Source organism: Acinetobacter sp. YH1901134 (genome assembly GCF_013416965.1).
GTDB classification, from domain to species: domain Bacteria; phylum Pseudomonadota; class Gammaproteobacteria; order Pseudomonadales; family Moraxellaceae; genus Acinetobacter; species Acinetobacter amyesii.
Window position 1 is genome coordinate 44,047 of the sequence record NZ_VPEW01000015.1, and the last position, 14,465, is coordinate 58,511.

6 protein-coding genes are annotated in these 14,465 nt (G+C 42.9%); all 6 read left to right on the forward strand.

Going from position 1 to position 14,465, the window contains the following annotated elements; all coding sequences use genetic code 11:
- Positions 1-78 precede the first annotated feature (78 nt).
- Positions 79-3,864 (forward strand): exodeoxyribonuclease V subunit gamma, encoded by a 3,786-nt coding sequence (locus FTV50_RS13865; RefSeq protein ID WP_180024755.1) that lies wholly within the window; start codon positions 79-81, stop codon positions 3,862-3,864.
- The gene (locus FTV50_RS13870; protein ID WP_257223922.1) at positions 3,861-7,631 is read left to right on the forward strand and encodes a UvrD-helicase domain-containing protein; all 3,771 of its coding nucleotides are present in this window, start codon (positions 3,861-3,863) and stop codon (positions 7,629-7,631) included. Before FTV50_RS13865 ends, FTV50_RS13870 begins: the two co-directional genes overlap by 4 nt.
- Positions 7,632-7,825: 194 nt before the next feature.
- Positions 7,826-9,553: an exodeoxyribonuclease V subunit alpha gene (gene recD / locus FTV50_RS13875; protein WP_257223923.1), complete on the forward strand. Its 1,728-nt coding sequence runs from the start codon at positions 7,826-7,828 to the stop codon at positions 9,551-9,553.
- Between the two features lie 867 nt (positions 9,554-10,420).
- The gene (gene rpsO, locus FTV50_RS13880; protein WP_067761248.1) at positions 10,421-10,690 is read left to right on the forward strand and encodes a 30S ribosomal protein S15; all 270 of its coding nucleotides are present in this window, start codon (positions 10,421-10,423) and stop codon (positions 10,688-10,690) included.
- Positions 10,691-10,963: 273 nt separating this feature from the next.
- Positions 10,964-13,051 (forward strand): polyribonucleotide nucleotidyltransferase, encoded by a 2,088-nt coding sequence (gene pnp, locus FTV50_RS13885; RefSeq protein ID WP_111885640.1) that lies wholly within the window; start codon positions 10,964-10,966, stop codon positions 13,049-13,051.
- Positions 13,052-13,189: 138 nt separating this feature from the next.
- A complete protein-coding gene (locus FTV50_RS13890) occupies positions 13,190-14,458 on the forward strand; it encodes a magnesium transporter CorA family protein (protein WP_180007078.1) in 1,269 nt (422 codons plus the stop codon).
- The last annotated feature ends 7 nt before the right edge of the window (positions 14,459-14,465 follow it).

Below are 14,465 nucleotides of genomic sequence, written 5' to 3' on the forward strand. Positions count from 1 at the left end.
CATAGACAGCCCAAGATGTATAGTAAATAATCATTGTTGTTTTGTAGTAGTTGGTCACTCAGGCTGTAAAGGTAATCCATGGCAATACATGTAATTCAGAGTCAAAGAATCGAAGTTTTGGTGGATTGTCTAATCAAAAAATTGAAATCAAATCAGTCGACTAATGCATTATCTGTCTTGCAGGAACGGCATATCGTGGTACCCGATCAAGCCATTGCAGCATGGTTAGAAAAACAAGTTGCTGAAAAAATCAGTATTAGTGCCAATATTAAGCATCATCGTAAAATTTTAGGGTTGCAGTGGAAAGCCTACGATTGGGCCTTGCCGAACAAACAAGACCGTGAGCGAATTAAAGGTATCAACATGCCGCCATTGATTATGCAATGGCGTATTTATAATGCTCTAGCCGGTTTTATTGCCGCTGATAAGTTTGATGCTGCTCAGATTCCGACAGACGTGCAGCCCTTAGTTCAGCGTATTTTTGACAGCACAGCACAACTCTCAGATCGAAAAAAAAGTGAGCAAAAGCGCCAAGAAATGTTGTACTGGATCGCTGCTCAAGTCACCCGGCTTTTTACCAACTACATGGCCTTTCGTGGCAGTTGTATTCATACCCCTGATGAAGGTGTTGAGCAATGGATTTGTCCACATTGCGATACCGACTGGCTAAAAGCGTGGAGTCATAACCAGCCATTAAATATTATGCAACTCACAGGTCTGAAACCTGAACAAGCTGATGAATATTTACCGACGCAGGCTCGACAACTAGAGCAGTGGCAGCGTTGGCTGTGGCATCAAGTATTCAAAAAAGATTTTAATGACCGTCAGGAAATAGACAATAAATTTTGGTTTGCCTTGGCGCATGCTGAGCAAAATCGGCAGCAGCAGTTTGATTTGGATGCTGAGGATGATGAACGCGATGATGATGAGCGTCATCAAACCTATAACGGTTTACCTGAACAGATTTTCGTCTTTACCACCTTAGAACTACCACCTGCACAACTCAAATTTTTATATCGTTTGGCGGCGTATACCGAAGTACATTTGTTATATTTCAACCCATCGCGTGAGTATTGGGCAGACATGGTCGATCCTGTTTGGAAAGATCGTTATAACCTAAAATTGCAACAGCGTTATATTGAACGAAATCCCAATGTCAGCACAGCGCAAATTCAGGCCTATCTGAGTACGACCAATGCGGAATTTCGTGAATCACAGCATTCATTATTGACTCGTTTAGGCAAACGTGCGCGGGATAACTTTGCATTATTGGTGAATATGTCTGGTGGCGAAGGCTGGGAAGATATTTTTCCAGATACCGAGCCGACAACGCTGCTCGCTCAAATTCAATATGACATCATGACTCTAGAAGAGCCCGAACAGCATCAATATGCACTCGCGGGTTCAGATGAGTCGATTCAATTTCATGTCTGTCATTCTAGCCTGCGTCAGTTAGAAGTTTTACGTGAGCAGTTGGTACATTGGTTGGCCGAAGGCTCGGAACAAGAGCCACGCCATCCGAGTGATATCTTGGTATTGGTGCCAAATTTAAAAGAACTGGAACCGCATATTCGGACGGTCTTTTCGACGACTCGAGGCATGGGTCGCAGTGCTGTGGATTTACCTTATATCCCAGTAAAAATTGCAGGAGTGGTTAGTCAAGATATTCAAAATGCATGGAAAGCCTTTGTTGGACGCATTGAAATTAGCCAAGGTCGTTTTACCGCAGAAGATTTTCACGATTGGTTGAATTTGAATGCGGTGCAAGAACTGTATCAGCTCGACCATGTACAAATGGAACGTATGATGGAACTGCTAATTCAAGCCGGTTTCCGTCGTGGTTTAGATGAACAGCACATGTTGGCTTATTTGTCTGAGCAAGACCGAGATTATCGTTATACCTTTAAATTTGCTTTAGACCGTTTGGCGTTAGGGATTGCGATTCCACAGCATGCCGTATTTGAGAATACTTTAAGTTTCGCAGGGGTGCAGAGTAGTGATTTTGAGTTGGTGCAAACCTTAATTCAGATCTATCAAGATATCAGTGCGCGTCGAGATTGGCTTAATCCTAACCTCAGTGCACAGACGGTCAAAGTGTGGTTGCAACAGCTAGATGCAGATTTAAAACCTTTTGTTGAAGCCAGTGGTCGAGCATTTGAAACCATACGCGGTGTGATGCGTGCAATGACACAACGACTGAAAAATGCCCAAAGTGAAAAAGTTGAGTCGCTACCAAATAGCTTTAATTTACCGCTATCTTTATTGCTCAAGGAGATACAACAAGGCATCGATGGTTCTGTCGATCAGATCGAACCAACTGGTTCAGTGACCTTTGCAGACATGGGTAAAATCCGTCAAGTCCCATTTTCACTGGTGGTGTTGTTGAACATGGATAGTGGAAAATTCCCACGTCGTGATCAGAAAGTACCTTTTGATTTAATGGATGTGTTTAAGCCAGTATTGGGTGATCGCTCACGTTTGGAAGATGATAAAGGTGCATTTTTAGATGCCTTGTTATTTGCCCGAAAGTCCTTATGGATTTTCTATAATGGCTTTGATGTCAATGGAGGTGAAAGTCGTGAACCATCATCTGTCATTTATGAGTTTAGCCAATTCCTCGCTCGAATGATTCAACCCCAGCAGTTAGATCAGCCACATGATGCCATGTTGGATTTGGATGGGTTACGAATTCCAGAGCAACTCGAACCGCTCTATCATATCTATCCGTTGCAGCCATTTGACCCGACAGGATTTCAGCAGTCGAAAAACGTACGATATAAAGATCAATGGTTTGCTGTGGCGGAACATATTTTAAATCAGTCTGGACAACGCCAACCCTGGATTAACCTTGATTATCCAGTGCATGATACACAAGAAGTAAGGGTGTTAGATGGTCAGGAATGGATTAAAGATGTGGTATTCCCAGCTCGGGCATATTTGAAAACGCTTGGTGTGGCCAGTGTGTATACCAGTGATCAGTTACCACAGAAAGAGCCTTTATTACTTGACCATTTACAGCAATACCATGTCCGTGAATTATTGCAAAAGCATTATGTGCAGCCTGCATCTCGTGTCAATCAAGCTGAGGATCAGAACTCTACGACTCCAACTGAACCAGATATAGCATTATTCCAAGATGTACTGCCTGTAGGACATAGCCAAATAGCAACGTGGAAGCTCAGTTTGCAAGAGCAGACACAATTGTTAGCGCGTTTAGATGGACGTTGTGTAACTGCGACCACTTTACAAAACTTACAGCTTGAACCGCATTTGATACTGAGCATCACCGTGCCTGAAGACCGTCAGAGTATGCATTGGTTAAGCTGTATGGCGTCAGGGGCAAAGCCTAAACGTCAGACGCAAACGTGGCTCGAATATCTTCTGTGGTTGAGCTATTTAGACTTAGGTGATGAGGGGGCTGCATATCGTCGTGAAGTAATTTGTAATGATAAAAGTATAGTTTGTTGTGGTTTAAGCTCCGCACAAGCCAAGCTACAGCTCAGTGAATGGCTGGCGATGTGGAAACATGCACAAAAACGTCCTGTGGTGCTGCCTGCTGCCTTAATTCGCCAAGAAAAATGCACTTGGGTGGAAAATGAAACAGGCCAACTCATGCCAGATAATTTTGCAAAACTTCAAGAGGAATGGTTGAAAAATCATAGTTTTGGTGGTGTGGAGTTGGAGTCGAATGAAGCCAATAGCCACCATCGTGATTGGAGCTTTATTTTACAGCAACAAGCGGCAGATGAGCTTTTGGCATTGTCCTGTCGTTATTATGCAGAACGTTTATATCATGTGATGGATACCGAGGCGGATGACGGCCTAAAAAAACTCAATATCATCAAGCCTGAGGTGAAAAAATGAATATGCCACAGCAAACGATGAATATGTCCACCAACCCGATTGCAGACATGAGCTTTACGGGACTGCATTGGATAGAGGCTTCTGCGGGTACAGGGAAAACCTATACGCTTTCCAGTCTGATGGTGCGGATTTTTCTCGATCGTTATATGCCGAATCAGGTCATTGCCACTACCTTTACACGTAAGGCTACAGCGGAACTCAAAGCGCGGGTTCGACTGCGGATTGAAGAAACCCGTGACTTTATTTATAGCCTGTTAGCGGCACCTCAAGATGAGTTGGCCGAACTTCAGCAGAGTTTGAGTGACCCTTTGTATCAGCAGGTGTTGAAAGATCATGGGCATCATTTAGATTATGCCTACAATCGGCTGAACGTGGTCTTACAACAATATGAAGAACTCTTTGTCGGAACTTTAGACAGCTTTAGTCAAAAGTTATTACGTGAATTTGCCTTTGAAAGTGGTCGTATTGAACAGGTGCAAATCAGTGAAGATGAAGATCTACATATTGAACGTATTATTCATGATTTATTAAGAGATTGGATTCAGCAGCAGCCTGCGCATTTGATTGAATATTTGCTGTTGAATCATCAGTTGAAAGGCCCTGAATACTATCTGGGCGTGGTAAAGGAAAGTCTAAACTTCCCATCGGTGGATTTACGTGTCCCTGAATTACCCGAAAATGCTTTGGCACATTTTGAGGCGATGTGTCATCAGCTTGCGCAGATGCTGCCTGCCGCTCGTGTAGAGCTTGCAGCGTGTTTTGATGCCGAAAGTCATTATAAGAACCTTGTCGACGCTCGACGTTTTAATAAAGGGGCATTCTTTGTCACTTTTAATACACGCATTCCCGAGTTTTTACAGCACTTTGAAGATTCGGGTAGCCAAGGGGTATTGACTCAGTCCGACGTGTTACAACCCACGATGAAAGCCATTCGTTCATTGTTTTATGATCCGAATAAAACTGAATTCAAGCCACGTGTCTTTAAAGACAAAGTCGTTGAAGAGCAGCCAGATGTCTCAAAAGAATTTTATCAACATACTTTTGTTCAACAACTCCGAGCAGTACTCAGCGCTTATGAACATATCAATCAAGCAGAGCAATTTCTAAACTTTTATTTGGCACAGGAAGTTAAAAAGCGTTTGCCTCAAGTGTTGTCCCACGCTGGGGAAACTACCTTTTCACAGCAAATTAGGACTTTATCGGAAGCCTTGCAGCAAAGTTCATCAGCAGGGAAAGATAGTTTTGCCGCTCATGTTTTAGCACGATATCCGCTGATTTTAGTCGATGAATTTCAAGACACCAACCAAGATCAAGATGACATGCTTTCTAGCATTTGGCGGGTCAAGGAGCGCTTACATCAGGGCTGTATGATTATGGTCGGCGACCCCAAACAGGCGATTTATGGGTTCCGTGGCGGTGACATGCTGACCTATCGTAAAGCGCGTCATGATATTCAAGCCAAGGGTGGGCGTTGTTATACCTTGAACAAAAACCATCGTTCAGTCAAAAACTTGGTTGAAGTGGTGGATGCCTTGTTTCATCGGCAAATGGACTTTGGTGAGCAAGTTGAATACACACCGATTCAAGCAGGTGAGCGTGAGCATCCACCGTTGATTGATCATGATCAAGTCAATCCACAACCGCTGCGGTGGTTGGCTTTGGATGAAACGCTGAATGAAGCAGAGCAAGTGGCTTGGCAGATTCAGTCATTGCTCAACCAAGCTCAGCAAGGACATTTATATTTTCAAGACAACAATACCCAGCGAGCACTGACAGCAAACGATATTGCGGTCTTGGGGCAAAACCATTTCGACTTAGAGCAAGTGCAACAATGTTTATTGCAGCTGGGCGTTCCTTGTTATAAAGCATCACGGGACAGCGTCTATAAAAGTTCCGTCGCACAAGACGTTGCCGCTTTGCTGACCGCAATTTTAAATCCTTATCAAGAAGCCAAGGTGAAACGTGCGCTGCTGAGCCGTTTATTGGGTTTTGATCTGAAACAACTGGTCGCACTCGAACAGCAGGCAGATGGACTGAGCGAAATTATCGAAAAACTCGAACAGATCCGACAAATTTGGAATGAGCAAGGATTCCGCAGCGCGTGGAATAGCTGCATGACGGTCTTTCAGGTGTGGACGCGTTTGGTGGCTGGGCAAAGTCGAGATAATGAACGCACAGTGGTGAATTTACGCCATATCGCAGAATTATTAAGTCAGCAAAGCGAACACTACACCGGTGCGCATAAGCTCTATCAATGGTTTATTCGCCAAATCAATTTAGGCATCAATAATGAAAGCACCCAAGAGCGAAAATTGACTGGGCAATTGGGGGTGCAATTGATGACGATCCATGCATCCAAAGGCTTAGAGTTTGGTTGTGTATTTTTATTGGGAGCAAATGCCGGCTTAACTGAAAAAGGCAATTTGAATTTTTCCCTTAAAGACAATCAGCAAAAAAGCCTTGGGTTAGAACGTGTGATTGCTGTGAAGTCTTCGGACTTACCCGAAGATGATATTCAACAAAATGAAGCACGCAATGAAGCAGAGCACCATCGTTTGTGGTACGTGGCGTTGACCCGTGCCAGTTATCGTGTCTATGCCGTGTTGCGTCATCATGAAGTAGAAAAGAAACAAATGGCAGAAGCGCGTTCAGGACTGACTTTTTGGCGTGGAAGCGCACCAGATCTGTTCCAACACGCAGATAGTGTGGATGCTGATGTTTTGCGTGCAGCACCACCGATTTTGACCCAGACTCAGGTTGAAGCTGTTGTATTAGACGCGGCAGAAATTCCCAACAGCCATTTTTATCCACGGGAAACCACCAGCTTTACCGCGCTCACGCGCACGGCGCATAAGGCACATATACAACGTGACCAACTGGCAGCGGTCATGACCGAGCCAGAAGACAGTGCTGCCGATGAAGTTGAACAAATTGAAATCATTGAAGCAGAAACTGCAGAGAAAATTAGCTGGATCAAACGGCACTTTCCAAAGGGAACCAAGCCCGGAAGTTTCTTGCACAAGTTGATGGAAAAAGTTCGATTTAGCACCCCAGAAGATAAGTTGGCCAAAGCCATCGCATCGCGTTTTCATAGTGATGTTGAGTTTGATTCGCCGCAAATATTGCAAAATTTGATTAAACAGTTTGGGCAAACGGCGAACCCTGAACAAGACGAAGCTGAACTGATTGAAGAAATGCAGGAATGGTACAGTCAAATCATTCATACACCGTTGCATGATGGTTTTAGCCTGCATCAGTTAAACGATGGCGAATACCGTTCAGAAATGGACTTTTATTTAAGTATGGCAGATCGTGCATTGGCGATACGTAAAATACGCATGCTATTTGAAAGCCTGAATGAGCCAGATTTACAGATACAAGATTTGAATGATGTGTTTACGGCACGCTATCTGACGGGGTCGATTGACTTGGTATATTATGATGGTCAGCGTTATCACATTGCCGATTATAAAAGTAATTTCTTAGGCGATCAGACCGCACATTATAATCATGCCTATATTCGAGAAAGTATGAGTCATTCTAGTTACTGGTTGCAGGCGGCATTATATTTGGTGGCCCTACATCGTTATTTGAAAGCCGTGATGAAAGACTATGACATGAAGCAGCATTTGGGTGGGGCGAGTTATTTGTATCTTCGCGGTATGGATGGACAGTCCGATCGTGGGGTATATCACTGGAAGCCGGCGGATACATTCATTCAAAACCTCGATGCAATATTGAGCGAAAAGGTTGTGGCTAAAACGTGAATAAGCACGAAAAAGATAAAAATATTCACGCTGAAACAATAAGTTACATTGTGGATAAGTTTGAGGATAACTGTGTGGAAAATGATCAAAAAGCCTTATCAGCACAGCCTTTGCACGCGGGACAAGAAAATACTGTAGAAACGCAGGTTTTAGTTCCCCAAAATACCCAAGAAAAAGCTGATTTAGATGCGGTTTTGCCGGATTGGATTGACTATTTAATCCAACATTATTTACCCGATCAGGCCAGTCATCCTGCTGCAAATCAGTTAATTCAACAATTGATGCAAGCCGTGGAAAAAGGCGATAGTTGTATTTTGGCCGAAGATGCGCAGATTCAATGTTTGGCTCAGATGGTTCAGCACGAGCAAGCTGAAAAAACACCTGTTGCGCCTTTTATTTTTGATTCACAGCGACTTTATCTTTATCGCTATTGGGCACTAGAAAATGCTTTAGCCAAGCAAGTTGCACGTTTAAAACAGCAAACAGAGCAAAATCTCAATCAAACGCAGATGCTGAATATTGAAAAGGATTTACTGACCGATCCACATCAGATTCAAGCACTGCACATGGTGTGTCAGCACAATTTTAATATCATTACCGGTGGGCCTGGGACAGGTAAAACCTATACCTTGGCACGGATTATTGCCGTGTTGAATGAGCAAAATCCAAATATAAGAATTGCGATGGCAGCGCCGACAGGAAAAGCGGCGCAGCGAATGGAGGAAGCCTTACAAGCAGCGTTTAAAGATCCTGCATTGCAGCATTATTCGATTATTCATAAACAACTGAAACCTATAACTTTGCATCGTCTATTGGGATTAGGGACGCGCGCTATCCCGCGGTTTAATGAACGTCAACGCTTACCCTATGACGTCATTGTGGTCGATGAAGCCTCTATGTTGGACTTAAGTTTGGCGCAGATGCTATTCGCGGCAATCCCTCAACACAGTAAGCTGATTCTATTGGGGGATGCAGAACAGTTGGCTTCGGTCGATGTTGGTGCAGTTTTGGCTAATCTTCAGGATGTCGATGCCTTACAAGCCAACCGTACCCATTTACAGACCAGCCGTCGTTTTGTACAGGGTGCAGCCATTGGTGAGTTTGCTCGTTTTATTCAACAACAAGAACAGCAGCAAACAACCACAGAAGTTCTGGCGAAATTCGAACATCAGGTGGTATCTGCATCCGAACTTCAGCCGATTCAACTGACACCGAATATGAGCGATGTGATTCAGTTGCAATATCTCCCCGAAGCCACGAACAGTGCGGCACATTGGGCAAAATATTATGATCAACTGATGTATGGTTTTCAGCCCTATGTGGCATGGTTAAAACAATGGCCAGAGCAACCCGCTGAATATGCAGATTGGTTAGCCCAATTGATTCGTTATTTTGATGATTATCGAATTCTATCGGCCATTCGACATGGAAAATTAGGCTTACATGAGCTCAATCAGCAGATTGAACTTCGGGTCTTAAATGCCTTGGGTGTGTTGAAACAAGGGAATTGGTATGTTGGTCGTCCAGTTATGATGACCTATAACGATTATCAACTTGGACTATCAAATGGTGATATTGGGATTTGCTTAAAACGACCGATGACGGAAAAGTCGCAGTTTGAGGTTTATTTTCCAAGTTTGGATAAATGGGTTGTGGCAACACGGTTACCTAAAAGTATAGAAACTGCCTACGCATTGACCATACATAAGTCTCAAGGTTCTGAATTTACCCATACGGCGGTAGTTTTGGAAAATCATGCAACCGAAATGATGAGTAAAGAGCTGATTTATACCGCTATCACACGTGCAAAAAAAGTGGTGAGTTTACTTGTTGCAAAAGATGCATTGGCAAAAGCGCTTATAAAAAGAACAGCACGAGTTAGTGGTTTGTTAGAAAAAATTAACAATCACCTGTCTTTGTAAAGCCTGGGCTAAATGTGCCGTATTTTGTAAGAAATAGCTTACATTGATTCAGGAGATTTGCGCATAGAGCTTCTTAGAGCTTTTTGAGAAGATGACTTCACAGAAAAAGAACTCAACACGGATGGTTGAGTAAAATCGCAAAAGTATAAGAATAACGTCAAAAGACAGCGAACTTACAGTGAAGTAAGGAAATAGGAAACTTACAGCCGCTAAGCCTTGTAGTTTTGGGAGAGACTACAAGGCTTTTTTATGTATAGAAAATAAGAAATGCCTATATGCTGTAACAGAAAAGAAATAGAGCTTAACCGATGTACGAAAAAGCTTACATATAGATACGAAAAATACGACTTTTATCTAACAGCCGTTGTGGCAAAATCTACCACATAAGGAAGTGCAAGTTAAAACATGGAATGTTTAACATAAGGACGCGGAAAAGCGCCACATAAAACAATAAATAATAAAACAATAACTAAAAAAGAAGAAACTACAGCGCAAAAAAGCCCGAGCCCAGCTCGGGCTTTTTTTTAATCATTCCAGTTTAAGTTTTGTATCCTAAACATCGAGTGGCAAAATGTATTAAAAATAAGTTTAAAATTCATTCAATAATATGGAATTCAATGTGTTGGAAATATGCAGTTTTGTGTCGTATAGAGTCTCGAAGCATATAAAAAATTTATAATGGAATCGAGAGGAAAAATAAGGCGTTATTGTCATTAAGATAACCTGACGAAGTCGGCTATCTCTTTTTGCAATTAAGACGATTTTCCCTTAATATAATGCACTTGCTGTAGTGATGCACGGCAGTCAGCTGATTTATCGGTTGATTCGTATCAAAAGTTAACTTTATAAGCATCTCGGAGAAATCGAATGGCTTTAACAAACGCAGATCGCGCAGAGATCATTGCAAAATTCGCTCGCGCTGAAAACGACACTGGTTCACCAGAAGTTCAAGTAGCTCTTTTAACTGCTCAAATCAATGATTTACAAGGTCACTTCAAAGAGCACAAACACGACCACCATAGCCGTCGCGGTCTTATTCGTATGGTTAACCAACGTCGTAAGCTTCTTGACTACCTTAAAGGTAAAGACGCTACTCGTTACAGCGCATTGATTGCTGCTTTAGGCTTACGTCGTTAATTCGATTTAAACTTTTATTTTCGGACTATTGCATGCTAAGTGCCGTATTACTGAAAACTAAAGTCTATCCAACCTTGGTTGGATAATGGGGAAGGGGCGATGATTCGCTCCTTCTTTGTGTCTTAAATTAGTATTTTAAATTAATGTTTTTAATCTCTAGTGAGGTCGGCTTCTAAGCTTTGTCATTTATGTTACAGCGTTTGGGGCGTTGAATGAATGCCAAACCTTAGGGGTCTCCACTAGAATAAAATCAGGAAAAAATAAAACATGTCGATGTTTAATATTATTCGTAAAGAATTCCAATATGGTCAGCATCAAGTTGTCCTAGAAACAGGTCGTATTGCGCGTCAAGCGAATACTGTGATCATCACTATGGGTGGTGTACAAGTTCTTGTTGCTGTTGTTGCTCAGCCAACAGCGAAAGCAGGTCAAGACTTCTTCCCATTGACTGTTAACTACCAAGAAAAACAATATGCTGCAGGTCGTATTCCGGGTGGTTATGGTAAACGTGAAGGCCGTGCGTCTGAAGCTGAAACTCTTATTTCACGCTTAATTGACCGTCCAATTCGTCCATTGTTCCCAGAAGGTTACTATAACGAAATCCAAGTGACTGCGACTGTTATTTCTTCTGATAAGACAATGGAAGCTGACATTGCTGCAATGTTAGGTACTTCAGCTGCACTTGCAATTGCGGGTACACCTTTCCGTGGTCCAATCGGTGGTGCACGCGTTGGTTTAATTAACGGTGAATACATCCTAAACCCGAACCACGAACAGCTAAAAGAATCTGACCTTGACCTTGTGGTTGCAGGTACAGAATCTGCGGTATTGATGGTTGAATCAGAAGCGAAAGAGCTTTCTGAAGACCAAATGCTTGGCGCTGTATTGTTCGGTCATGACGAAATGCAAATCGCGATCCAAGCGATTAAAGAATTTGCTGCAGCTGCTGGTGCAACAGAGTCTACTTGGACTGCACCTGCGAAAAACGAAGAGCTTCGTGCGAAATTAAAAGAAGCGTTTGAAGCGAAAATCTCTGAAGCATACACAATCGCGGTTAAACACGATCGTTATGCAGCACTTGATGCGCTTCAAGCTGAAGCTGTTGCTCAATTCGTTCCAGAAGAAGACGTTGATGGTATCGCTGACGACTTAGCTGAATTATTCGAAGACCTTAAATACCGTACAGTACGTGACAATATCTTGTCAGGTAAGCCACGTATTGATGGCCGTGATACCAAAACAGTTCGTGCGCTTGACGTACAAGTTGGTGTATTAGACCGTGCTCACGGTTCTGCATTATTTACACGTGGTGAAACTCAGGCGTTGGTAACAACAACTTTGGGTAATACACGTGATGCGTTAATGGTGGATACATTAGCAGGTACGAAAACTGACAACTTCATGTTGCACTACAACTTCCCTGCATACTCTGTAGGTGAAACTGGTCGTGAATCTGGTCCTAAACGTCGTGAAATCGGTCATGGTCGTCTAGCGCGTCGTGGTGTACAAGCTGTTCTTCCTGCAGCTGACCGCTTCCCGTACGTGATTCGTATCGTATCTGATATTACTGAATCAAACGGTTCATCTTCAATGGCGTCTGTATGTGGTGCTTCTTTATCACTTATGGATGCTGGTGTGCCAATTAAAGCGCCAGTTGCTGGTATTGCGATGGGTCTTGTGAAAGAAGGCGAACGTTTCGCAGTGCTTTCTGACATCTTGGGTGATGAAGACCACCTTGGTGATATGGACTTTAAAGTAGCCGGTTCTGCAAACGGTATTACTGCACTTCAAATGGATATCAAAATCGAAGGTATCACTGAAGAAATCATGGAAGTTGCATTAAACCAAGCGTATGCAGGTCGTATGCACATCTTAAATGCAATGAACCAAGTGATTTCACGTGCTCGTCCTGAAATTTCAATGCATGCACCTACATTCCAAGTGATCAACATCAACCCTGATAAGATCCGTGACGTGATTGGTAAAGGCGGTGCAACAATCCGTCAAATCACTGAAGAAACCAAAGCGGCAATTGATATCGAAGACAACGGTACAGTTCGCGTATTTGGTGAAACTAAAGCGGCTGCATCTGCTGCTGTTGCGAAAATCCAAGCGCTTACTGCTGAAATCGAACCAGGTACAATCTACACTGGTAAAGTGATTCGTATCGTTGAATTTGGTGCGTTTGTAAACATCCTTCCAGGTACTGATGGTTTACTTCACATCTCTCAAATTTCTAACGAACGCATTGCGAACGTTTCAGACGTATTGTCTGAAGGTCAAGAGATCAAAGTACAAGTTGCCGATGTCGACAACCGTGGTCGTATCAAACTTACGATGAAAGACATCGAACAAGCTTAATGGTTTGTTGATTCACATGGTTACGGCTCTGTGAATGGATTCTAAAAAGCCTTGAGTGTAGTCAGAGTATGAACTTTGACTTGCTCAAGGCTTTTTTTATGGCATCATGCAAAAAGTAAACACAATAATAAATGAGATATGCAAACCTATTATTTTTTTCAGCATCCAACAGCCGCGCATATCTATGTGCAAGACCAAGCGCAATGTGAGCATCATCCTGAACTTGAGCCTGAGTTTATTTGGATTGATTGTACCCGTGAAGATGTCGTCAACCGTCCAGAGCAGTGGCAGAGTGATATTTTTCAGGCATCAGACTTGCGGGTCAATGAATACCATCTGCGGGATATTTTAAATTTAGAGCATCCGTGTGCTTTTGACACACTTGATGATTACGATTTATTAATTTTTAGAAAAATGGTTACACCCGATGACCAAATTGCTGCCGGCGCCGATGCGCTTGAAAAGCATGAGCGGGTCTTTGGTTTGGCGACCACCCCGATCAGTTTTTTGCTCACGCCCCAAGTGCTGATCACGGTGCGCGAAAAAGGCAACAAAGCCATTGAAAGTTATATCCAACGAATTGAAACCTTAATTTCTCGGCCGATTGATGAACAAAATAAACCACGAAAATTAGCCCTTACACCCTTAGATTTGGCATTGCGTTTACTGAATAATATGGTGGATGGATACCTCGATTTACGTGTTCCATTGACCCGCCGTGTCGAGTTCTGGCAGCAAGAATTGCTGCAAGGCCATCGACGTTTTACCAAGTGGCATCAGTTGTTGCAGGAAAATATGGCCTTTCAGCAAGTGGAAAATTTGTGTGAAGAGCAAATTGAAGCTTTACAAGAACTGCGTGATGAAGTTGTAGATAATTACCCACATTTGAAAGGCAAAAAGCGCAGTGAAAAGCAGGATATCATGCTGGTTCGCGTAGATGATTTAAGCAGTCATATCGAACGCATTCAAAAACACACCACACGATTACGCAGTGCTGTGCAGGCCGCCATTGATCTGCATTTTTCAGCCGTTGCTAACCAAACCAATGAAAATATGCGTATTCTGGCGATTATTACGGCAATTTTCGCACCATTAACCTTATTAACCGGTATATACGGTATGAACTTTGAGTTTATTCCGGGACTCAAATCGCCAACCGGTTTTTGGATCATGCTCGGCATCATGCTGATGACCACGATTTTACTACTGTATTATTTTTATCGACGGCATTTGGTCGGGCGCGGTGAAAAAAGTGTGATTGATATGTTGGCACAGCAGCACGGCGATCAACACATGAATCTGTTTTGGTTTATGGATTATGAACCAATCAAACAGACGGTGAAGGGCACAGTCAAAGGTACGGTTAAAACCATGAAAGAAATTGAGAAGCTGACGAAACTCAAATAGTTCGCGT

Coding starts and splice junctions, on each gene's coding strand:
- pnp (WP_111885640.1), top strand. CDS start 10,964: ATGTTTAATATTATTCGTAAAGAATTCCAATATGGTCAGCATCAAGTT.
- FTV50_RS13870 (WP_257223922.1), top strand. CDS start 3,861: ATGAATATGCCACAGCAAACGATGAATATGTCCACCAACCCGATTGCA.
- FTV50_RS13865 (WP_180024755.1), top strand. CDS start 79: ATGGCAATACATGTAATTCAGAGTCAAAGAATCGAAGTTTTGGTGGAT.
- FTV50_RS13890 (WP_180007078.1), top strand. CDS start 13,190: ATGCAAACCTATTATTTTTTTCAGCATCCAACAGCCGCGCATATCTAT.
- rpsO (WP_067761248.1), top strand. CDS start 10,421: ATGGCTTTAACAAACGCAGATCGCGCAGAGATCATTGCAAAATTCGCT.